Origin of the sequence: Mycolicibacterium baixiangningiae (genome assembly GCF_016313185.1) — a bacterium.
GTDB classification, from domain to species: domain Bacteria; phylum Actinomycetota; class Actinomycetes; order Mycobacteriales; family Mycobacteriaceae; genus Mycobacterium; species Mycobacterium baixiangningiae.
In genome coordinates this window covers 2,060,973-2,084,548 of record NZ_CP066218.1, presented here as the reverse complement: position 1 = coordinate 2,084,548, position 23,576 = coordinate 2,060,973, and the positions used below count along the sequence as shown (strand labels likewise).

Here is a 23,576-nt window from a genome sequence, read left to right as displayed (position 1 = left end):
ATGGGAACTCCGGGCGATGGTGGGATGGCCCGGGCAGCATGAGTACGCCGCCCAGCAACTGAAGGTGCTGAATGCGGCGGAGCCTGGTGAAAATTGCTCTCCGCCGCTAGAAGCGGCGGATCCTGGTCACTGCCATGTTCGTGTTCCCCACGGCTGCACCATACAAAAACGCGGCGTCATCGGCACGCGATTATTTCCCGGGTTGCTCAGCCCTTTCCGAGCTTCTCCAGCAGCAGCGCCTCCGCGGTGGCCGCACGCTCGAGGACACCGAGATGCAGGCTCTCGTTCACGCTGTGCGCCTGCGTCCCCGGATCCTCAACACCGGTGACCAGGATCGTCGCGTCCGGGAACGCGGCGGCGAACTCGGCGATGAACGGGATCGACCCGCCCATCCCCATGTCCACCGGGTCGGCGCCCCACGCCTGGGTGAACGCGGCGCGGGCCGCGTCGTACACCGGTCCGGACGCGTCGATCGCGTACGGCTGGCCGATGTCGCCCGGTGTCACCGTCAGTTGCGCACCCCACGGCACGCGCGCTTCGAGGTGGCGGGTCAGTGCCTCGAGGTGTGCCCGCGCGTCACCGCCCGGCGCGACCCGCATGCTGATCTTCGCCCGCGCCCGCGGGATCAGCGTGTTCGACGATTTCCCGATCGGAGTGGTGTCGATACCGATCACCGTGATCGCCGGCTTGGCCCACAGCCGTTGCACCACTGAGCCCGAACCTATTTCGCCGACCCCGGGCAGCAGGCCGGACTCCTCGCGCACCCAGGCCCCGCCGCGGTCTGCGTTGATTCCGGAGTCGGCTGGCCCCGCATCCTCGTGCAGACCGGCGACCGCCACATTCCCGTCGTCGTCGTGCAGGCTGGCCAGCAGCCGGACCAGCACGCTCAGCGCGTCGGGCACCACGCCACCCCACAGCCCCGAATGCAGGCCGTGGTCGAGGGTGGCCACCTCGACCACGCAGTCGGCCAGGCCGCGCAGCGAGACGGTGAGCGCCGGCCGGTCGGTGCTCCAGTTGTCGGAGTCGGCGATGACGATCACGTCGGCGGCCAGTAGATCCTTGTGCGCGGCAAGCAGATTCGCCAACGACGGTGAGCCGGACTCCTCCTCGCCCTCGACGAACACCGTCACCCCGACCGGCGGCTGACCACCGAAAGCGCGAAACGCCGCCAGATGCGTGGCGATACCGGCCTTGTCGTCGGCCGTCCCGCGGCCGTACAGCCGCCCGTCCCGCTCGGTGGGTTCGAACGGCGGCGACGACCATTGGCCCGCATCGCCTTCCGGCTGCACGTCGTGGTGGGCGTACAGCAGCACCGTCGGCGCACCAGGAGGCGCGGGATGACGGGCGATCACCGCGGGCGCTCCACCCTCGGCGACGATGCGGACGTCGTCGAAACCGGCCGCGCCGAGCAGGTCGGCCACCGCCTGCGCGCTGCGCTGCACCTCGTCCCTCCGCTCCGGATCGGCCCACACCGACTCGATGCGGACCAGATCCTCCAGATCGGATCGGACCGACGGTAGAACCTCCTGCACCCGTGCCACCACGTCGCTCATGGACACGAGCGTAGTAGGTCGCCCTCCCCCGCGAGCAGACGCAAAATCGCCCTCCGCGGCGTCGAAAAGGGCGATTCTGTGTCTGCTCGCGGGGGAATTCTCAGTCCGACTCGGCGTCCGCCTCACTGCGCTCCTGCTGCAGCCGGTCCTTGCTGCGCAGCAGCCGCAACAGCGTCACCAGGCCCAGCCCGCCGAGGATGTTGCCGGCCACGGTGTAACCGAACCACTGAAGCCAGTCGAGGTAACCGAACGGCGCATCGCCGGCGATCATCGCCCCGAAGATCAACAGCGAGTCCAGGATCGAGTGGAACATCTGCAACCCGGCCAGCAGGAAGGCGCCCGCGACGGCCGCGGCGATCTTCCCGACCACCGAATCGGTGCCGTGCTGCATCCGCGTCATCAGCGTGATCACCATGCCGCCGAGCAGCGCGAGGGCGAACGTCTCCGCCGACAGCGGTGCGGTCGCGTAGTGGGAGGCCGACTCGATGGTCTGCGCGTGCAACTTCGGGAACGCCGTCATGATCAGCCACATCAGCACCCAGCCGCCGACGAGGTTCGCGACCAGCGTGCCGCTCCACAGTTTGAGCAGCTGCCCGACGCCGGCGCGTTTGGCCGCCACGGTGGTGACGGGCACCAGGAAGCCCTCGGTGAACAGTTCGCTGCGACCCAGCAGCAGTGCGAGGAAACCGACCGAGAACGCCAGCCCGGCCAGCAGCGGATTGTGCGTGGCGTGCAGAACCGACAGGTAGGCGAGGACGCCGACGGCGATCTCGGTGCCGCCGAAGAATCCGGTGATCAACACTTCCCGCCAGTTGCGGTGCAACCGTTGGGTGCCTTCGTCGACCATGCGCTGGAAGGCGTGTTCGAGCGCGTCCTCGATGGGACTGTCCGAATCACCCAGCTCGCGCTGGCTGGTCTCGCTCACGATGGATCCTCACGGTTCGGTGTCACGATCCGCAGGGGTACCCGATGCGCGAATGGTCAAGCGGCCGCGCGGCTCAGGGCTCCTCGATGACCGCCACAGCCGCCGCCGTATCCCCCTCGTGCGTCAGCGACACATGGATGGTCGCCTCCCTGAGGTGCTCGGCGATGTCACCGGTGAGCCGCACCTTCGGCCGGCCCCACATGTCGGTGACCACCTCGATGTCGCGGTGGATACCTTCCGGAAGCGCGGGCCGCTTGGCGAACCGCGACCCCGACCACGCCTTGATGACCGCTTCCTTCGCCGCCCAGCGCGCCGCGAGGTGCCGCGCCGCCGACGAACTCTTGTCGGCGGCGTCGCGGCGCTCCCCGGGGGTGAACGTCTCGGCGAACACCGTCCCCGGACGGTCCACCTGCTCCGCGAAATCCGGAATGGATACCAGATCGATGCCCACGCCGACTATCGCCACGCAGTGACCCTAACGGACGTACACGTCACCGTCGCCAAGCCTCGACGACGCGTCGAGCAGCATCGCCGCCTCCTGGCGCTTCTCCGGCGCGTCGGGGCTGAACCGGCGGCCGTCGGGCCGCTCGTACATAGGCCGCCCACCGGCGATCGCCGACGCCAGCCGCCGTTGACCGGCCAGCGTGCGCTGCTCGGCCCGGCGTTGGTAATCGTCGCGCTGCTCGGCGTCGAGCGTCGCGAGGAACGCCGCCGGATGCACCAGTGCGATCAGCCCGGAGACGTGACCGAACCCGAGGCTGGTCACCAGACCGGCCTTGAGCGGGAACTTCTCGCCCATCCGCAGGGTCTCCCGCGGCCAGACGAAGTGCCCGGAAGTGGCCATCTCGTCGTCGACACAGTCGAGGCTGCGGTTGGGCGGGATGACCCCGTCGCGCAGCACCTGGCACAGGCCCATCATCTGGAAGACCGCGGCGCCGCCCTTGGAGTGGCCGGTCAGGGTCTTCTGGCTGACGATGAACATCGGCGCACCCTCGGACCGGCCCATCGAATCGGCGAGCCGCTCGTGCAGTTCGGTCTCGTTGGGGTCGTTGGCCAGTGTCGACGTGTCGTGCTTGTAGATCACCGAGATGTCGTCGGCACCCACCCCCAGCTTGGCCAGGGAACGGGCCAGCACCGAATCCTTGCCGCCACGGCCGGCGCCCAGCGCACCGAGCCCGGGAGCCGGGATCGAGGTGTGCACACCGTCGGCGAAGCTCTGCGCATATCCGACGACGGCGAGCACCGGCAGACCCATCTTGACCGCGAGGTCACCGCGGGCCAGCAGGATGGTGCCGCCGCCCTGCGCCTCGACGAAGCCGAGACGCCGACGGTCGTTGGCGCGGGAGAACTTTCCGTCGCTGATGCCCTTGGCCCGCATCATCGCGGTGTCGGCGGTGGCCGCCATGTCACCGAAGCCGATGACGGCTTCCAGCGTCATGTCGTCGAAGCCGCCGGCGACCACGAACTCGGCCTTGCCGAGCCGGATCTTGTCCATCCCCTCCTCGACCGACACCGCCGCGGTGGCGCATGCGCCGACCGGGTGGATCATCGCGCCATAGGAGCCGATGTAGGACTGGACCACGTGTGCGGCAACGACGTTCGGCAGCACCTCCTGCAGGATGTCGTTGGGCTTGCTGCGGCCGAGCAGGTTGCCGTGATACATCGTCTGCATCGAGGTCATGCCGCCCATGCCGGTGCCCTGCGTGCTGGCGACCAGGCTGGGGTGCACCCAGCGCATCAACTCGGTCGGCGTGAAGCCTGCGGACAGGAACGCGTCGACGGTCGCGACGATGTTCCACAGCGCCACCCGGTCGATCGAGTTGGCCATGTCGGGCGTGATGCCCCACACCGTCGGATCGAAGCCGGTGGGGATCTGCGCGCCGACCGTGCGGGACAGCTTCGTCTTACGCGGGACGCGGATCTCGGTGCCCGCCTTGCGGATCACCTGCCAGTCCGACGACTCCGGGACCGGTCGCACCACGGTGTGCTCGGGATCGAAGTCGACGAACGCGCGCGCCTCCTCCTCGGAGGACACCACGAAGCTGAAGTCCTTATCGAGGAACACGCTCACCAGCAGCGGCGACGAATGATCGGGGTCGATCGCACCGTCGTCGACGAATTCGCGGATGCCGCACCGCTCCACGACTGCGTCGTGGTAGCGCTCGACGAGCTCCTCCTCGGGCACCAGATCACCGCTTGCGGCGTCGTACCACCCGGGCTTCGGATCATCCTCCCACTTGATCATGCCTGTGGTCCAAGCCAATTCGAGGACACCGGCGGCCGACAGTTCGTGGTCGACCTCCATCTCGAAGCGGGTGCGCGACGAGCCGTACGGGCCGAGTTCGGCGCCGCCGACGATCACCACCAGGTCGGCGGGGTCGACGTCGAGGGGGGCCCACTCCGGCGCCGGCGCGGGCGAGAAGCCCCGGGGCGGCGACGGCAGCGCGGCGATGGTGCCCGGCACGGGTGCGTCGGCGTCCTCGTCGGCGGCGTTGGCGGCCATATCCTCGCGGGCCTTGGCTGCGAGTGCGGCCATGTCGAGTTCGATGTCACCGAGGCCGCCGGTCAGGTCGGCCTTGATCGGCTCACGGGCCGCGGCGACCTTGGACTCGATATCGCACAGCGACAGCAGCATGGAGGCCATCTCCGCGGTGGTGTACGTCGTCACACCCGCTTCCTCGACCGCACCGGCGATGGCGTCGTTGTGCCCCATCAGCCCGGTGCCCTTGGTCCAGCCGATCAACGCGTGCGCCAGCGAAACCCGCTGCGCCCACGATGATTCCGCGCTCCACCGGGTCACCAGAGCGTCGAGTGCCGACTTCGCCTCGCCGTAGGCGCCGTCACCGCCGAACATGCCGCGGTTCGGGGAACCGGGCAGCACGACGTGTAGCCGCGAGGCGATGTCGCGCTCCGCGCCGATGGACGACAGCCCGCCGATGAGCCGTTGCACGGCCCACAGCAGCACCTTCATCTCCATCTCGGAGCGCGAGCCGACCTCGGACATGTCGCCGGCCACGCGCGGTGCGGCGAACGGGAACAGCAGCGTCGGGGTCTGTGCGTCCTTGAGGTGAATCGATTTCGGCCCAAGGCTTTCCACCTGCTCGGTGCCGACCCACGACACGAGCGCGTCGATGTCGGAGTACGACGCCATGTTCGCGGGCACCACCCACAGCTTCGCGCCGAAGCGGGCGTTGTCGCGGTAGAGCGCCTTGTAGAACGCCAACCGGGCGTCGTCGAGGCGAGAGGTGGTCGCGACGACCGTGGCGCCGCCGTCGAGCAGCTGGCCCACCACGGCTGCGGCGATCGAACCCTTCGAGGCACCGGTCACCACCGCCACCTCGTCGCTGTAGCGACCACGGCCCGGGTTCTCCGCACCCGCCGCGATGCGGCCGAACAGCGACGCGTGGACGTTGCGGCCCACGGCGAGCGCCTTGCCCTGCCACCAGTTGGCCTGCGTGGCAACGACATGGCCGGCGCCTTCGAAGCGTTCGGACAGTCGCGGCCAGTCGGCTTCGACGTCGTCCTCGTCAGCCAGCCAGATCTTGACCAGATCCTCACGCGCGCTGGCCCACCGGTCGTCGAACACGACGGCCTTGCGCCCGTCGAACGCCGGCGACACCAGGCGCGGCCAGTCCGAACCCAATTCGGCAGTGACCAGGTCGATCAGTTCGGCGTCGGTCGCCGTCTCCGGCGCCGCCACCGGCGCGTCGAGACCGAGCTGACCCAGCACCAGGCGGGCCGCCGAGGCCAGCACGCCGTCGGGGCCGGTGACCTGTTCGGCGAACTCGCTCAGCGCGGCCGAATCGACGACGCCGCCACCGCCACCGCCCGCCGAGGGCAGCGAGACCGCGATGCCCTTGCGGGCGGCGACCGCGGCCACCGCGGCGTCGATGACCCTGTCCACGGTCGCGGCATCGGCCAGCGCACCGTCGTGCAGGCCACCGAGGCTGCCGCCGCGGACACTGCTGCCCTCACGGGTACCCAGCGCCACCTCGACGGTCACGTGCTTGGCCCAGCCGGTACCGAGTTCCCATGCCTTACCGACACGTTCGGCGATGTAGGCCGGACGCTTACCGGACGGGCCGAGCACCGTGCGCAACTGGTCGTTGATCGCGTCGGAGAGCACCGGACCGAACGGTTTGTACGTGCGGGCCAGCTTGGTGACCTGACCCTTGAGCGCACCGAGGTCGGCTTCCGCCGCACCGTCGATCGCGCCGAGGTTGAGCTCCGACCCCAGGTCGACCAGCATCTGGTTGCGTCGCGACGACGCCCCGTCGGTGATGGTCTCGATGGAGTCGAGTCCCTCGATCTGGTCCAGCCGCATCTTGGCCGACAGCGCAATGAGCGCGACGGTGGCATCGGCGGCGTCGAACGTGATGTCGTCGGGACGCGGGCCGCCGGACGGGGCGGCGGGAGCGGCAGGCGCAGCCGTGGCCGCGGCAGCCGTCGTCGTGGGAGCCGACTCGGTGACCGGCTCCGACTCCTCGGCCTCCGGTTCCGGATCGGTGTCGGTCGCGAACAGCATCGCGGCGTCGCGCTCGGTGTTGAGCACCTCCACCTTGCTGTGCGAGTACTCGGGCAGCTTGAGGGTGTTGGTGGCCAGGCCGGCAACCGTCGGCGCCGACTTCACGCCGATCTCCACGAACCGCTCGACACCGAGTCCGCCTGCGGCCTCCTCGATGAACAGCAGGTCCTGCGTCTCGATCCACCGCACCGGGCTGGCGAACTGCCAGGCCAACAGCTCGATGACGACCTTTCGGCAGAGCTCGCGCGGCTTCTCGTTGCGCCAGGTGTCGTAGTCGGCGAGGATCTCGTCGAGCGGTTCGGCCGGCACCAGATCCCGGATCTCCTCGATGAAGTCGCGGTCCAGCGTGAACGGCCGCGGCACCAGGTTCGGGATGTACTTGCCGATGAGCAGTTCGGGATCGGCGTCGCGCGGCATGACCCGCTCCAGTGAGCGGCGGAAGTCGGCCACACCGACCCGCAGCACCGAGGAGTGGAACGGCACGTCGATACCGGGCACGAGGATGAACGAGCGCTTACCGCCGCTGATCTCGCGACGGCGTTCGACCTCCTCCTCGAGGGCCTCGAGACCGCGCACGGTGCCGGCGATCGCATACTGCGAGCCCCGCAGGTTGTAGTTCACGATCTGCAGGAATTCACCTGTGCGCTCGGCGATCTCGGCGACCCAGGCGGTGACGTCGTCGTCGGCGAGGTCGATCTGGCTCGGCCGGATCGCGGCCAGCCGGTAGTTGGACCGGCCGTGCTCGTCGCGCGGGACGATGTCGTGCATCTTGCTGCCGCGGTGGAACACCACCTCGAGCAGCGCCTCGAGTTCGTAGACGCCCGACACACAGGCCAGCGCGGTGTACTCGCCGACCGAGTGACCGCAGGCGATCGCACCCTCGACGAACGCACCCTGCTCCCGCATCTCGGCGACCTGTGCCGCAGCGACGGTGGCCATCGCGACCTGGGTGAACTGCGTCAGATACAGCACGCCTTCGGGGTGCTGATAGTGCACCCCGGAGGCGATCAGGCTGGTGGGGTTGTCACGCACCACATGCAGGACGGAGAAACCCAGCGTCTCGCGGGTGAACTTGTCGGCCGAATCCCACACCTTGCGGGCGGCCTTGCTGCGGGCGCGGACCTCCATGCCCATGCCCTTGTGCTGGATGCCCTGACCGGGGAAGGCGTAGACGGTTTTCGGCGCCGCCAACCGGGCGGTCGCCGACATCACCAGATCCGTGCCGACCTTCGCGGTGACCTCGAGCACCTCGGCGCCGACGTCGATTCCGACGCGGTCGACGCGGAAGTCGATCTCGTCGCCGGGCAGCACCATGCCCAGGAATCGGGCAGTCCAGCCGACGAGGCGGGCCGGCGGAACGGCTTTACCGTCGGTGGCGGTCACGACGTGCTGGGCGGCGGCCGAGAGCCACATGCCGTGCACGATCGGCGATTCGAGCCCGGCCAGCAGCGCGGCGGCGCGGTCGATGTGGATCGGGTTGTGGTCGCCGGAGACCACGGCGAACGGCCGCATGTCGACCGGCGCGCCGACCGTGACGTCACGCCGGCGACGGCGCGGGGTGTCGGTGGCGTTGTCGGAGATCGCGCCGCCCGCACGCTCGGGGTCGCTCAGCTCCGCCGGGCCGGTACGGCCGCGGATCGCGAAGCGCTCCTCGAGGGTGGCCAGCACGGTGCCGTCCGGACCGGTGACGGACACCGACACGGGCACGACGCGGCCCACCTCGGTGTCGGTGGCCGTACCCGCCGTCGCGGTGACGGTCAGCTCGGCACGTTCCTGGGGCAGAGCCGCGACGAGATGGGCGCCGTGGTCGAGGTGCACCAGGCTCAGCAACCCCTCGACGACGGGGAAGCCGCTGTCGGTGACAGCCGATCCGATGGCGGAGAACACCGCGGGCCAGCACCGGCCGACCAGCGCGTCCGGCACCACCGTCAGCGTCGGGGCCAGGGGTGCGCCGAACGTCGCCGTGACACCGGTGTGGTCGGCGACCAGCTCGGGGTCCCAGGTGACGGTGACGGTTGCCGTCCCGTCCTGAACCGGCGGGAGCGCGTCGGGGCCGTCGACACCGGCCGCGATCGCCAGCACCGCACGCATCGCGGTGGCCGCGTCTTCGGTGGTGACCAGCGGCGCGCCGCCGGTGCGGATGACGTCGGTGAGGGTGAAGCGGATCTCGATCCACGTGCCCGACAGCGGGACGCTCAGCACCACATGCTGATCCCCGGGTCGCTCCGCTCCTGCCCGCCGGACCTGCTCGTCGGCCACCTCCAGCCGGGCACCGGTGGACGCGTGGGTGGCGGTGCGGCCCTCGTCGCGCACCTGCCAGGCCTTGGGGGCGGCGATGCGGTGCACGGGGTTGACCGCCGTGCGACCGGCCCACAGCACGTCGGGCGCGTCGAGCAGGACCGCGAGGGGTCCGTCCACGTCGGCGCGGCCCTTGCGGCGGCTACTCACCGGCTGCGGGTCGCCGTTGCGCGCGAGCACCTCGTCGACCGCGGCCTGCTCGAACCGGTCGAGGAGGTCACCGACGGGCTCGTCGACGCGGGTGATTCCCGCGACGGCGGAGGTGCCGGGAATGATGCACACCTGGTCGGCGGTGTAGCGGGCGTCGTGGGCCTGCCACAGCGAATCGCTGCGCCACCAGCGGCGCACGTCCTTGTCGATGACCGGCACGAAGTTGACCGGCTTGCCCAGCGTCTTGCACAGCTGGACGAAGAACGGCACGTCGGCCGGGTGCAGCTTCACGGTCTCGGCGTCGGGATAGCGGTTCGACAACTCGGAGAGCGCCGCCTCCGGGTCCTCCAGCAGCTCCTCGGAGGCGAACAGCGTGTCGATCGGGCCGTGGTCCCGCGGGTGCAGGCGGGCTTCAGCGCGCTGCAGCATCTGCTCGAACCGGTTACGCCAGGTGACGTCCAGCCACGGCGAGTCGCCCGTGCTGGTGTCGGCCGTGCTGTCCCCGTCGCCGATGGACAGCTCGACGTAACGGCGCAGCCACTGCAGGTACGTCATGTCTTCGACGTCACCGAAGTACGGCTTGGCCGTCGCGGCCATCGCGGCGATGATCTCGTCGCGGCGCGCCGCCACGGCGTCGGCGTCACCGGCGACGTCGTCGAGCAGCCGGCCGCAGCGCGACGCGGCGTTGTCGATCTCGTGGATGTCGGCGCCGAGCTGGCTGCGCCCGGAGGCCATGCCGCCCTGGGCCTTGCCCGCCCCGACCCACTGATCGGTGCCCTGGGTGTCTACCAGCAGCTGCTTGACGGCCGGTGAGGTGGTGGCCTCGAGCGCGGCCATCGCCGCGGTGCCGACGAGGATGCCGTCGACCGGCATCACGGGGAAGCCGTAGACCTGCGACCACCGGCCGCTGAGGTACTCCGCGGCACGTTCTGGCGTGCCGATCCCGCCGCCGACGCAGATGGTGATGTTGGAGCGCGACCGAAGCTCTGAGTAGGTGGTCAGCAGCAGGTCGTCGAGGTCCTCCCACGAGTGGTGGCCACCGGCTCGGCCGCCCTCGATGTGGACGATGACCGGTTTGGTGGGCGCCTCGGCGGCGATCCGGATGACCGACCGGATCTGCTCGACGGTGCCGGGCTTGAACACCACGTGGCTGATGCCGATGCCGTTGAGCTCGTCGATCAGGTCGACGGCCTCTTCGAGGTCGGGAATCCCCGCGGTGACCACGACGCCGTCGATGGGGGCGCCGGACTGGCGGGCCTTCTGCACCAGCCGCTTTCCGCCCAGCTGCAGCTTCCACAGGTACGGGTCGAGGAACAGCGAGTTGAACTGGATGGCACGGCCGGGTTCGAGCAGCGTGGTGAGCTCTGCGATGCGGTCGTCGAAGATCTCTTCGGTGACCTGGCCGCCACCGGCGAGTTCGGCCCAGTGGCCGGCGTTGGCCGCCGCCGCGACGATCTTGGCGTCGACGGTGGTGGGGGTCATCCCGGCCAGCAGGATCGGCGAGCGGCCGGTCAGGCGGGTGAACTTGGTGGACAGCTTCACCGAGCCGTCGGGCAGCTGCACGGCGGTCGGGGTGTAGCTCGACCACGGGCGGGCCACCTCGGGGACGGCGCCGACGGTGAACAGGTTGCGCTGGCCGCCGCGGGTGGCGGCGGGCACGATGCCCACACCGAGCCCGCGGATCACCGGGGCGGTCAACCGGGTGAGGATGTCGCCGGGACCGAGGTCGAGGATCCACCGCGCGCCTGCGTCGTGCAGCTCGGTGACCTCGTCGACCCAGTCGACCTGGCTGACGAGGATGGCCTCGGTCATCTGGCGCGCCAGCTCGACGTCGATACCGACGGCTTCGGCCCACCGGCCGACGATGTCGATGCCGTCGGCCAGGCGCGGGGTGTGGAAGCCGACCTCGACCTGCACCGGGTCGAATGCCGGCGCGAAGACCGCACCGCCGCGCAGCTTGCTCTTGCGCTCGGCCTCTTCCTTCTCCGCGATCTGGTTGCAGTACAGCTCGAAGCGCGACAGTTGCTCGGGGGTGCCGGTGATGACAACGGAGCGGCGGCCGTTGCGGATCGACAGCACCGGGGGCAGCACGGTACGCACGTCGGAGGAGAACTCCTCGAGCAGTTCGTAGATGCGCTCGGGGTCGGCGTTGGTGACGGAGACCATCGGGGGGCGATCGCCGAGGACCGTGATGCCGCGACGACGGGCGACGAGTGTGCCCGCCGCGCCGATCAGCTGGGCCAGCGCGAGCAGCTCGACGTCCTTGGCGCCCTTGGCGGCCAGCGCCTCGACGGCCAGGACACCCTGGGAGTGGCCGGCCACCGCGACGGGCGGCGTGTCGAACAGGTCCATGCCCTGGCGGGCGAGCGCGCGCACCGCGGCGACCTGGGTCAGCAGCACGCCCGGCACGGACACCGCAGCGGAGGTCAGCTGCTTGGCGGTCGGAACGGGCTCCTCGGCGGCGAGCGCGCGCACCCAGCGCAGCGGTTCGAAGCCGATCGGGCGGACGACCACGAGCTCCTTGGCGACGGGCTCCAGCAGCAGTTCCGCCTCGCCTGCGAGCGTGGCCAACTCCGATTCGATGCCCGTCGAGGACACCAGCTCCTCGAGCGTCTCCAGCCACGCGCTGCCCTGCCCACCGAAGGCCACCGCGAACGGCTCGCCCGCGGTCAGCCGATCCACCAGTGCATGGGTGGACTTGGCTCCGGACTCGTCGCCCCAGCCGGTGGACACCCTGTCATGCTCGTAGATCGTCACGTGTCGTTATCTCCTCGGTGATGCTCTGGCGCTCGCACGTATTGCTGGCGAACGTCGGTGTGTCGGGTGGTCGTCTCCGGCGGCGGCCCGCGCTGCACTGCGGCGAGCCGACGGCGATTCGGCGTCGAATCCGGCCGGTCGCGTCGCGAGCGGACCCGTGGTTCCATCCGCGGGGAGACAACCCAGCCCCACTAAGAGTGGCATAAGAGGAGGCGGCCCCCGGGTGACCGAATTGGTTACTGGCGAGTTCTACGCTCGGGTAACCCGCGCTTGGGTAACACGCCGTTCGGAGGGCGCGACCGGCTGCCGGGACAAACGTCCTGCTGGCAGGTGGTTACGGTCGAGTAGCTCCAACTGCCCTGATCACGGCAGTATCGTTACCAAATCGTTATCTAACTTTCCATTCTTCCGAAGTGCGTGGTCAGACCCTGTGACGGGTCGACAGGAGCGCCCGATCTGTCCAGTCGGAGCCGCCCCGGGGGTGCGAATGTTTGCTGCTTCTACTTACTGATCGGTAGGGTCTCTAATCCCACTGACCGAATTGCGGCCGCAGGATGTGGTTGATGTCGACGCCGACACCGCCGACCTGACGTTTGTCGATCTCCACCTGATGCAGGTGCGCGGCAGGGTGTGCGACGCGTCCCGGCGAACCCCAGTTGTGTTGCCAGAAGTAGGTGCCGATGCCGTCCTGCAGGGCCCACTCGATGGTCTTCGAGTTGGCGTAGACGCCCACCCGCTGACGGCCCAGCACCGCCTCCCACCCCTTCAGATACGGCGCCACCTGCTGTTTGTACTGCTCGAAGGTGGGGTCGTCGTCGATCGATGCGTAGATCGGCGATCCATAGGAACCGCCGGCAGCCACGTGCAGTTCCCAGCCTCGTTTGGCGTGCGCCACCCCCGCGCTCTGCCCGGCCAGCCAATCGGCGGAGTCGGCCTTCCCGAACTGGTAGCACGACACGATCTTGAGGCCGTTCTGGTACAGATCGCGGGCCTCGGGCAGTTGGATCGGCTTACCCAGCATCCATGCCCCGCCCGGTCGGCGGTCTGAGACGTAGCGGATAGCTCCGATGGCCCCGGAGGCGCGGATGTCGGCCGCGCGGATCACGCCGGCGGCATAGTCGAGAAGCACCCCGAGCGGGGCCGCCGCGGCCGGGGGTGCCAGCGCCGAGGCGACGGCGTGCAGGCCGGCACTCATGCCGAGGACGGCGGGAGCGGCCGCTTTCAACACCTCACGCCGCGAGATCGACACGCGAAACAGACTACGACGGCGACCTCACGTTTCACATCAACGCCACTGGCCACTCTCGTATCAGTTTCCTTCGCGGACCGCCTGCGGAGGTGCCGGCCGCGCACTGCCTGCGATGCGCTCGTCGCCGCACGGCCATGACATCTGGGCGTGCAGCGCCTCGTCGAGGTGACGGGCGACCAGCCTGTTGGCCAGCTCCCGGTAGTCCTGCACCATCCGGTGCATCTCCAGCGGCTCCGGTGTTTGATCAGGTCCAAAGCGGGCCTCGATGCACTCCTGCAGCGCCTCGGCCACGACCCCGGCCAGGGTGTCAACGTCGCGCCGGGTGGATGCCACGATGCGCACGATGGCCCGAATGTAGAGCATCGGATCGGGTGCGCGGCTGACGATCTCGGCGATCGACGGATCCAGGAACACGAGGCTGCCCTCGACGATCTCGGCGAGGCCGTAAGCCACCAGTTGGTCCGCCTCCTCGCAGGTGGCGTCGACGTCGAGGGCGCGAGCCGTCGGCGGCTGCTCGTCGTGCCCACCCTCGGCGGCGAACAGCGAGCGCTGCAAGCCCAGGATGTCGGCCAGGTCGGCACCGGCGCGCATGCTCGCGAAGAACTCCGCGATGTGGGCGGAACTGAATCCCCGGCGCAGGAGCTGGTTGATCGTGTCGAGCTGAGCCAGGTGATAGGCGTTGTAGAAGGCCGAGCGGCCCTGACGGCGCGGCGGGTCGAGCAACCCGCGCTCCCGGTATGCGCGGATATTGCGCGTACTGACCCCTGAGATCCGAGCCAACTCGTTCAGCCGGTACTCGATCACGTCCACGCTCCTCCTTTCGCGCGCGTCGTGCATCGAACCGCGGCACAAGTCACTGTACCCGCGGTGCGGCGAAACGAGCGAACTCAGCCGATCTTGTGCCGTAATTCCGTCGTCAGGCTCACTACAGCCGATGAGCAGGAACAACATCAAACCTCATGCGCACCACTGAACATAAAAGTGCATTTTCAGCCAACTCCGAGGTCAACGGCCCAGGCCTCCGTCGGCCGGCCGCAGCGAATGTCACAGTCCACGGAGTCGTCAACGGCCCAGCGCCTGGGACACGATGGAACGCAGACATCAGCCAATCGACGGAGGGTTTCCGAGTGCGCCCCTGGATCGTGTGGGCCACCGGATTGCTGGCCTACATCGTCGCGGTGATGGACCGCACCACCCTGGGGGTCTCCGGCCTCGACGCCGGCGAGCGGTTCTCCGCCACTCCGAGCGTCCTGGCCACCTTCGTCGTCCTGCAAGTCGTGGTGTATGCCGGTGCGCAGGTACCCGCGGGCCTCCTTCTGGACCGCTTCGGATCCAAGGTGCTGATCGTCCTCGGAGCGGCGCTGATGGCGTCCGGTCAGCTAACCCTGGCGGTCAGTGAGTCACTGCCTGCCGCGATCGCAGCCAGGGCGGTCCTGGGTCTCGGCGACGCGCTGACGTTCATCTCGGTGCTCCGGTTGGTTCCGCACTGGTTCTCGCCGAAACAGGTTCCACTCGTCACGCAGCTGACCGGCTTCTGCGGACAGCTCGGCCAGGTGCTCTCCGCGGTGCCGTTCCTGGCGATCCTCGGCGTCGCCGGATGGACCACGGCCTACACCTCGGCGGCGGCATTCGGCCTGGTGGCCATGGTGCTGACGCTCGCGCTGGTCAAGGACACCCCGTCCGGGCGGCATGTCCCGGAATCGACGAACTCCATCGGCGACACTCTGCGCAGCGTCAAGACGGTGTGGCTGCGGCCGGGGACCCGGCTGGGCTTCTTCACCCACATGGGTACGCAGTTTTCGGTCACGGTGTTCGCCCTGATGTGGGGAGTTCCCTACCTGACGGCCGCGCAGGGCCTGTCGAGGTCGGCGGCCGGTTCCCTGCTGTCGGTCTCCGTGCTGGCGGCCATCGTGGCCGGCGTCGCGATCGGCATCTTCACCGGCAGGCACCCGCACCGCAGATCGTGGCTGGTGCTGGGCATCATCGGCTCCAATGCGCTCATCTGGGCCATCGTGCTCGCCCTGCCCGGCCCCGCCCCGCTGTGGCTGCTGGTGACGCTCGTCGTCGTCATCTCGGTCGGCGGACCGGGATCGATGGTCGGCTTCGACTTCGCGCGCACCTTCAACCCGAGCGCCACCCTGGGCACCGCCCAGGGAATGGTGAACATGGGCGGCTTCCTCGCCTCGCTGCTGTTGATGCAGGCGATGGGCCAGATCCTGGACGCCGCAGGTGGTTACTCGTTCGATACGTTCCGGTGGGCCTGGACGGCGCAGTACGCGGTGTGGACGCTGGCCACGGCCGGGATCCTGATCACCCGCCGTAAAACGCGCCGGGTGATGAAGCTCGAACAGGAGCGCATACTGCTCGAGGGCTTCGACGCCAATCTCGCGCCGCGCGCGGATCGCTAACGCTTGCGGGCGGACTCGCGCCGGTTGGCCTTCTTGATCGCGGCGACCAGTTCGTCCTTGGTCATCGTCGAGCGGCCGGAGATGTCGAGGCGCCGGGCCACCTCGACGAGATGTTTCTTCGACGCGTTGGCGTTGACGCCTTCGGCGGTTTCACCCTTGGCGTTCGGTCCGCCACTCTCCGCCCGCGTGTCCGACGGGCCCTTCTCGTCCTTGGGCTCCCAGTGGTCGCCGACCTTCTCGTAGCTGTGCTTCAGCGCGCTGTACGCCACCCGGTGCGCCCGTTCGGCATCGCCGTACTCGTCGGCGGCGGAATCGTGGGCCTTGGCGAACGTCCGCTGAGCCTTGGCGTCCGACTTCTTCAGGGTGCTGGGCAGTTCACTCTTCTTGGCCTGACCGCCCTTGGTGGTCTTCGGCATCGCGGCCTCCCATGTCCGTCGGCTACCGAGGGACTTGCCCACGGGCACATCGGCTAAACCCGGCTGAGCAGGGCGCTAGGCACCCTCGCCCGCGCGAGCGTTGAGGTGACGACGACCGGTCGCCTCGTATCCGAGCACTGTGACCACCGGTGCCAGCGTCACGATCACCAGACACACCGCCATCGGCAACCCGCCGGCGGCCAGCCACACCGCCCCGACGAGCACCGCGACCGTCCCGACGACGAGAGATCCGTGGAAGGCGTTGACCGACCGCGCCAGCAACGCGTAGAGGATGTAGAGGCCGATGTGGTAGACCCCGACCGGCACGGCGACCGTCGCGACGGTCAGTACCGAACTCAGCTTCGAGTGATGCTCGATGAAATACGCGGCGGCGTGCAGGCCTGCCCCGGTCGCCACGATCGCGCCGAACACCGGGATGTGCAGGTAGCCGAACCAGAACGAGGCGGCGCGGTCGGCATGCAGAAGATCGGCGTGCGGCACCAGGAAGTACACCCACCACATCCCGAACGTCAGACCGGTGCCCGCAACCGCAACGAGCACGGCGTCCGTCGACCACCCCTGCGCCCCTACGGCGGCCGAGATCGAGGCGACCGTGCCGACCACGCCCTCGCCCAGGGCGATGATCGCCAGCAGCCCGTACCTCTCGACGATGTGATGCGCGTGCCACGGCGTTCCGCTCATCCGGCGCTCCGCGACCACCGGCCCGGACAACTCCACAGCGACCAGAACCACGACGCACAGGAAGAACACGCCAGCCGAGGTCGGTATGAAGATCTGTGCGGCCCAGCCGATCTGCGCGACTGTCACTGCAGCGGCGTAGGTCAGGCAGGCCGATCTCCGCGCGGGATCCTGGGCGGCTGCCCGCAGCCACTGTGCGACGAGCGCGATCCGCATGACGACGTAACCGGCCACCAGGACCGCGTTGTCGACCTGTCCGCCGTGTTCGAGCGAGGCGAACATCTGCGGCAGACCGAGCGCGAGGACGATCACGCCCACCATCTGCAGCATCGTCAACAGCCGGTAGACCCAGTCGTCGGTGTCGTAGGCCGACGCGAACCAGCTGAAGTTGATCCACGCCCAGCAGATCGAGAACGTGGCGAAGGCGAATCCGGTCAGGCCCGCGCCGAGGTGGTCTTCGGCGAGCAGGTGCGCGAACTGCGACGCGGCGATGCCGAACGCGACGACGAAGGTGAGGTCGAACAGAAGTTCAAGCGGTGTGGCCGTCCGGTGCGGTTCGTGCGGATCGCGGCCCACCATGCGGCGCAGCCGGTGCGCGGGTGTCGGGCTGCCGACGGTTGACTCGACGTTGCTCACGTGTCCCTCTTCTCCCTGGCGTGCGGCTACATTCTCACCGCGCGGGGGGGTGACCCGTTTTCTAGACCGGGTCGAACGAGGATATGAGCCAAGCGCCGTTGATCCTGGTCAAGCCGACCCGGACCGCACTCATCGCGAAGGCGCCCTCAGGGTTCTCCGCGCTCGTGGTGTTCTGGTTGATGAACACCAGCACTTCGGCCGACCCCGGCGTCAGCTGCGACACCGCGGCACGCACCACCGCCGCTGTCGTCTTCACCGACTTCTGCTTGGCCGCCGGAGTGACGATGTCCTGGGTGAATTGCGTGTAGTACGAAAGGAAGTCACCGGTCAACCGCGACTTGGCCGCCGTGAAATCCTGTTCGAGGCTGTCCGGCGAATACGACAGCAGCGCGACGGTGCCGTCCTTGGCCGTGGTGAGCACCGAATCACTGACTGCCTGGCTGATCTGCTGGTCGGGGCGGTACTGGGTGAAGTACAGCCAGCCCGTCAACGCCGCGGAAGCCACCAACGCGACCGCCAGCACGATCGCGGTGATGCTGACTCGCGTGGTGCGTCGGGTGCGGGTCGGGGGCGCCGGCTCCGCGGTGTCGGCGTGGGTGTCGGTCTCGACGGCGTCGGTCTCGACGGCCGGCGATCCGGCCTCGGCGGCGGTGTCGGTGTCGGGCTTGTCGTCTGCGCTCACGGCACGAACTCCACTTTCGACATCTTGAGCTGGTCACCTTCTCGGGCCAGATTCACGCTGAGTCGCCACGCGCGGGGCTCTTGCTTGGCGCCGGCGGCGTTGGTCACCTTGGTCTCGGCGGCCACCAGGACCACGCCCGAGTTGGCGTCGTCGGCAATGGATTCCACGGCGGCGCCCTTGACGGTCACCTCGGTGACCACCTTCGACTCCTGTGCCACCTGGTTGAAATCCTCCGCCTGCTGTTCGAAGTCCTTCTTGAATTGTCCGGTGGTGTTGTCGATGATGCGCTGGATGTCGTCCTTGGCGGAATTGAAGTTCAACGACATCAGTGTCACCGCGCCTTGACGCCCCGCCGCCTCGAATTCGGCCGCGGTCCGGTTGTGCTTCTCGGTCTCGGTGTGTTGCCAGATCATCAGTCCGCTGACGGTGAGCAGCGCCAGGGTGCACAGCACCGCCACCGTCGCAGCGACGACCTTCCACACCGGGGGTCGCGCCCGACGCTGCAGCTGCTCATCGGCCGGGGCTTCGTCAACCGGTTCGACGTCGGTCGTATCAGCGTCGGTCGTATCAGCGTCGGTCGTTGCGTCCGGTTCGGCGGCCACAACGGGTGTGGGTTCGGGGTCTTTCGCCTCGGCCTCGACAGGCGCGGGCGCCGAGGCGGCGCGGCGCAACCGGATCGCCCTCGCGCGGGCACGGGCGGCGGCGGCCATCGCCTCCGCTTCGGCGGCCTCGGCCTCGGCTTCCTCGGCCAGCGCCGTCGCGTCGTCGTCGACCACCTCGGCCCCATCGACACGCTCGTCGTCTACCTGATCGCCGCCGAGGAGGGGCGAGGCGCGCTTGCGGAACGGCATGCGACCTCCTGTCTGGGAGTACTTCTTCGCGAGAACGGCATTTTCAGTTTTCGGTAATGATACCGACGATAGCGCATCGGTAATGGGGTTCAGACGCAGCGCTTCCTGCGGAAATGCGGTTTACGCGCTGTGCGTGCGCTCAGCGCAATTCGCTCTTCATGACCTTACCGGTGGCATTGAGCGGCAGCCCCTCGAGGAACTCTACATACCGCGGGACCTTGAATCCTGCCATGCGTTCCCGACTCCAGGCGACGAGCTCGTCCGCGGTGATCGGCGCCGGCGCACCGCGCTGTGGCACCACGAACGCCTTGCCGACCTGACCCATCCGTTCATCGGGCACACCGATGACGGCGACCTGGGCGACAGCCGGATGCTCGAGCAGGAAACCCTCGATCTCGGCGGGGTAGGCGTTGAATCCGCCCACGATGAACATGTCCTTCTTGCGGCCGACGATGCGCAGGCGGCCGGCGTCGTCGAGCGTGCCGAGATCCCCCGTGTGCAACCAGCCGTCCGCATCGATCGACTCCGCGGTCGCCGCCGGATCGTCGAGGTAGCCCTGCATGACGCTGTAACCGCGCACCAGCACTTCACCGTCATCGGCGATGCGGACCTCGACCCCGTCGCACGCGGTACCGACCGTGGTGGCGATGTCGGTGAACGAGTCGCCGGGCCGCGACAACGTGGCCGTACCCGCCTCGGTGAGCCCGTATCCGGTCGCCAGCGTCTGGAACGGCAGCTCTTCGAGGACCCGACGCACCAGTTCGACCGGGATGTCGGCCGCCCCCGTCACACCGGCACGCAACGTGGCCAGCTTCGTCTTGTCCTCGACCGCCAGCAGGGAGTGATAGAGCGTCGGCGGACCGGGCAGCATGGTGATGCGTTCGGCCGCGATCAGGTCGACGACGCGGTCCACGTCGAACACCGGAACCGGCACCATCGTCGCGCCACGGATGAACGACGCGATCAGCCCGGCCTTGTACCCGAAGGTGTGGAAGTAGGGATTCACCATCAGATAGCGGTCGCCCGGCCGCAGATCGGCGAGGTCGCACCACTCCTCGTACAGCCGCAGGTTCTGCCGGTGGTTCATCATCACACCTTTGGGCCTGCCGGTCGTACCGGAGGTGAAGATGATGTCGGAGATATCGGAGCCCTCGACCCGCTGCTCGAAAGGGCCTCCGCTGGAAAGGAAGTCGGATTTGACGTCGATCACCGGCGGCACCCGGCCGGGCATCGAGGAAGGCAATGCGTAGTCCTGGTCCAGGAAACCCTGCTGAACCAGCACCGCCTTCGCACCGCTGCGGCCGATGACGTCGGCCGCCTCCTCTGACTTGAACCGGGTGTTGACGGGTACGAGGACGCCGCCGGCGGTCAACAGGCCGAACGCCGCGATGATCCATTCGGCGGAGTTCGGCGCCCAGATCGCGGCGCGGTCGCCCTTTCCGATTCCGAACTCGGCGAACGCGCCTGCCGCACAATGGATTCGGTCGGCAACCTCCGAAAAGGACAAGCGCAGCGGACCGTCGACGACCGCTTCCGCGTCGCCGAACCGGTCCGCTGCGCTGCACACCATCTCGGGGATGGTGTCCCAGCGGGGCTGGTAGGTCACGTCGTGACGAGACGCCCGAGGTTTCCGCCCATGATCTTCGCCTGGTCCTCGACGGCGAGGTGCTCGAGCGCGGTCACGTAGTGCGTCGGCTCGGCCAGACCCTCGGGATGCGGCCAGTCCGAACCGTAGAGCACCTGGTCCACCCCGATCAGGTTGATCAGGTCGTCGATGCCCTCCTCGTAGAACGGGCTGACGTAGATGCGGTTCTTGATCTCCTCCATCGGGTTGCCCGCGAAGGCTTCCGGCGCCTTTTTGTACACCTCGGCCATGGAATCGAGCAGGGGGAACATCCACTTCGACCCGGCCTCGACGATTCCGACTTTGAGCGTGGGGAACCGGAACAGCGCGCCGTGAATCACCCACGAGGCCACCGCATCCTGGATCGGCCGCCACTCGTTGAGGATCGACATCGCGTTGGTCTGGAACGGCAGCATCTCCTGCGCGCCGCCGTCCCACTCGGAGGTATACCGCGAGTAGCCACTGTCAGACGAGTGCATCCCGACGAAGATGTCGTACTCCACACACTTCTGCCAGAACGGATCGAATTCGGGCAGGGCGAACGACCGGGGACCGCGGAAGCCGGGCACCGGAGCCGGACGAATCAGGATGGCGCGGGCGCCGCGCTTGACCGCCCACTCCAGCTCCTCGATGGCCTTCTCCACGATCGGCAGCGTGATCACCGGGGTGGTGAAGATGCGGTTCTGGTAGTTGAAGCCCCATACCTCGTGCAGCCACTCGTTGAGCGCGTGCACGATCACGTGGATGGCGACTGGGTCGTCGGACAGCCGTTCCTCGATCAGGCTGGCCAGCGTCGGGAACATCAGTGTGCGGTCGAGACCCAGCTCGTTCATCTTCTCCAGGCGCGGAGCGGGCTCGAAGAACGCCGGGATGGCCCGCATCGGCTCGCCGAAGAGTTCACGCTTGCTCTTGCCGTCGGGGTTGCCGAACTTGAAGTACTCCTCCCAGGCGCCCGGCTGGGCCACCACGGAGAAGGTGGGGTTCGGGATGTAGTTGCTGATCTGGCCCCGCAGGGCGATCTTGGTGCGCCCGTTGATCTCGACGTACTGGACGACGTCCTTGTACTCCTTCGGGAGGTACTTGGTCATCGCCTCCGGCGGCTCGTAGAGATGGTTGTCCGCGTCGAACAGCGGAAACGGTATGTCGACCCGATGCGACAGTTGCCCCATGAAACACTCCTTTTCTTATTGCGAGAATCGTATTCTCAATTTGTCACGGCTGCAACGCCCTGCTTCGCGCTGCGGCGAACCTGCTCCCTCATCAGCACTTTCTGCACCTTTCCGCTGGCGGTGCGGGGATAGTCCTGCCCTTCAGGGATCCGCTGCAGTTCCTCGGGCCACTTCTGACGCGCGACGCCGGCACGCGCGAAATGCGCGCGGACGTCGTCGAGCGTGGGCATCGGATGGCCGTTCCTGATACGCAGCACCGCGGCCACGTGCTCGCCGAGACGGGCGTCCGGCGCCGAGACCACCACCGCCTCGGCGACGGCCGGCATACCCAGCAACACCTCTTCGACCTCGAGCGCGCTGATGTTCTCGCCACCGCGGATGATCACGTCGGCCTTGCGATCGGTGATGGTCAGGTACCCGTCTTCGTCGAGGACGCCGACGTCACCGGTGTGGTACCAGCCGTCCTCGTCGAATGCCTTGGCGGTCAACGCCTCATCGATGTAGCCGAGGCAGAGATCGGGTCCTCGCGAGAGGATCTCGCCGTCGTCGGTGAGCTTGATCTCCACACCGGGACGCGGATCGCCGTCGGTGTAGAGGCGCTTGTCCTCCGCCGCGCCGGGCCGCGATCCGGTGATCGACGGATGTTCGGTGCTGCCGTAGGAGCGGAACACGAACAGTCCGAGGTCGGCCAGCCGCCGCGTCACCGTCGCCGGGACCGTCGAGCCGCCGAGGCCGACCGTGGAGAAGCGCTGGATGTGGGCGGGTGTGCAGTCGGGATGGTCGAGCAGGCTGGTGACGAAGTACGGGGGGCCGCCACCGATCGACAACTCCTCGGTCTCCATCAGCGCGAGCACCTTGCCGGGGTCCCACACGTCGCACAGGTCGACCGGCGCGTTCTCGAGCACCGGGATGAGGAAGGCGCCGACCATGCCGATGAAGTGTCCGACCGGCGTGGCGGTCAACTGGCGGCCGCGGTCAGGTGGGTAGTTCTCGAGCAGCTGACGGGTCTCGAATCCCAGTGTCTGGTGACTGTGGACGACGCCCTTCGGATCTCGGGTGGTGCCCGATGTGAACGCGATCAGAGCAGGGCTGGCCGGATCGGTATGGACGTTATCGGTCATCGGTTCGCCGTCGAGCAGGTCGTCGAAGCTGGTGTCGCCGACCAGGCCGACGATCGGCACGTCCGCGCACAGATCCGGCTGGAACGCCATCCGGCCGAACTCCGCGGTGGTGATGAACACCTTGGGCCGCGCCGTCGCCATGATGTGGCCGAGTTCCTTGCGGCCGTAGAAATGCACGATGGGCACCACCACCGCGCCGAGGAACGCCGAGGCCCAGAACGTCATCGCGGCCTCCGCCCAGTTCGGCAACTGCAGCGCGACCACGTCGCCCGGACCCACGCCGCGCCGCCTCAGGCCGGCGGCCAGCCGGCGGGCCTGCAGTTCGACGTCGGCGAAGGTGCCGCGGTACGGACGCACGTCGGAGTGCACGTAGAAGCCGGTGTCCGGCCCCCGCTCCAGGTGACGCGCCAGGAGTTCGCCGAGCGTTTCGGGTGTCCACCACCCCTCGTGCTCGTACCGTTTGATCAGCTCAACCGGAATCTCGCGCATGGTCCCCAAACTCTTGGCGGCAAG

14 protein-coding genes are annotated in these 23,576 nt (G+C 68.3%); 1 reads left to right on the top strand and 13 read right to left on the bottom strand.

The annotated features are described in order from the left end of the window. Positions 1-206: 206 nt before the first annotated feature. The 6 genes from I7X18_RS09805 to I7X18_RS09780 all read right to left on the bottom strand — a co-directional run bounded on the left by I7X18_RS09805 (position 207) and on the right by I7X18_RS09780 (position 14,267). The gene (locus I7X18_RS09805) at positions 207-1,553 is read right to left on the bottom strand and encodes a dipeptidase (protein ID WP_193047082.1); all 1,347 of its coding nucleotides are present in this window, start codon (positions 1,551-1,553) and stop codon (positions 207-209) included. A gap of 100 nt (positions 1,554-1,653) precedes the next feature. Then, the gene (locus I7X18_RS09800; RefSeq protein WP_193047081.1) at positions 1,654-2,478 is read right to left on the bottom strand and encodes a formate/nitrite transporter family protein; all 825 of its coding nucleotides are present in this window, start codon (positions 2,476-2,478) and stop codon (positions 1,654-1,656) included. A 73-nt stretch (positions 2,479-2,551) separates the two neighbouring features. Continuing rightward, positions 2,552-2,944 carry a holo-ACP synthase AcpS gene (acpS, locus tag I7X18_RS09795; RefSeq protein WP_011561029.1) on the bottom strand — a complete coding sequence of 131 codons (393 nt, stop codon included), beginning with the start codon at positions 2,942-2,944 and terminating at the stop codon, positions 2,552-2,554. A 9-nt stretch (positions 2,945-2,953) separates the two neighbouring features. Further along, positions 2,954-12,208: a type I polyketide synthase gene (locus I7X18_RS09790; protein ID WP_193047080.1), complete on the bottom strand. Its 9,255-nt coding sequence runs from the start codon at positions 12,206-12,208 to the stop codon at positions 2,954-2,956. 523 nt (positions 12,209-12,731) lie between these two features. After that, the gene (locus I7X18_RS09785; protein ID WP_193047079.1) at positions 12,732-13,457 is read right to left on the bottom strand and encodes a DUF1906 domain-containing protein; all 726 of its coding nucleotides are present in this window, start codon (positions 13,455-13,457) and stop codon (positions 12,732-12,734) included. A gap of 60 nt (positions 13,458-13,517) precedes the next feature. Beyond that, positions 13,518-14,267: a MerR family transcriptional regulator gene (locus I7X18_RS09780; protein ID WP_232375447.1), complete on the bottom strand. Its 750-nt coding sequence runs from the start codon at positions 14,265-14,267 to the stop codon at positions 13,518-13,520. Between the two features lie 317 nt (positions 14,268-14,584). Here I7X18_RS09780 and I7X18_RS09775 point away from each other — a divergent pair, with 317 nt between their 5' ends. Beyond that, positions 14,585-15,865, top strand: a complete 1,281-nt coding sequence (locus I7X18_RS09775) for an MFS transporter (RefSeq protein ID WP_193047078.1) — start codon at positions 14,585-14,587, stop codon at positions 15,863-15,865. Here I7X18_RS09775 and I7X18_RS09770 read toward each other — a convergent pair. The 7 genes from I7X18_RS09770 to I7X18_RS09740 all read right to left on the bottom strand — a co-directional run bounded on the left by I7X18_RS09770 (position 15,862) and on the right by I7X18_RS09740 (position 23,552). Then, complete coding sequence (locus I7X18_RS09770; RefSeq protein WP_193047077.1) at positions 15,862-16,281, bottom strand: ChaB family protein; 420 nt, start codon at positions 16,279-16,281, stop codon at positions 15,862-15,864. The two genes, I7X18_RS09775 and I7X18_RS09770, sit on opposite strands and share 4 nt — an antisense overlap. A 75-nt stretch (positions 16,282-16,356) precedes the next feature. Continuing rightward, positions 16,357-17,559, bottom strand: coding sequence for a low temperature requirement protein A (locus tag I7X18_RS09765; RefSeq protein ID WP_193047283.1), 1,203 nt, complete (start codon positions 17,557-17,559; stop codon positions 16,357-16,359). A gap of 118 nt (positions 17,560-17,677) precedes the next feature. Then, positions 17,678-18,298 (bottom strand): twin-arginine translocation pathway signal, encoded by a 621-nt coding sequence (locus I7X18_RS09760; RefSeq protein WP_193047076.1) that lies wholly within the window; start codon positions 18,296-18,298, stop codon positions 17,678-17,680. Next, positions 18,295-19,149, bottom strand: a complete 855-nt coding sequence (locus tag I7X18_RS09755; RefSeq protein WP_193047075.1) for an Rv1363c family protein — start codon at positions 19,147-19,149, stop codon at positions 18,295-18,297. The genes I7X18_RS09760 and I7X18_RS09755 overlap by 4 nt, the downstream gene beginning before the upstream one ends. A 139-nt stretch (positions 19,150-19,288) precedes the next feature. Next, positions 19,289-20,719, bottom strand: a complete 1,431-nt coding sequence (locus I7X18_RS09750; protein WP_226863963.1) for a FadD3 family acyl-CoA ligase — start codon at positions 20,717-20,719, stop codon at positions 19,289-19,291. A gap of 32 nt (positions 20,720-20,751) precedes the next feature. Continuing rightward, complete coding sequence (locus I7X18_RS09745) at positions 20,752-21,942, bottom strand: amidohydrolase family protein (RefSeq protein WP_193047073.1); 1,191 nt, start codon at positions 21,940-21,942, stop codon at positions 20,752-20,754. A gap of 35 nt (positions 21,943-21,977) precedes the next feature. Next, a complete protein-coding gene (locus I7X18_RS09740) occupies positions 21,978-23,552 on the bottom strand; it encodes an AMP-binding protein (RefSeq protein ID WP_193047072.1) in 1,575 nt (524 codons plus the stop codon). Positions 23,553-23,576: the final 24 nt, after the last annotated feature.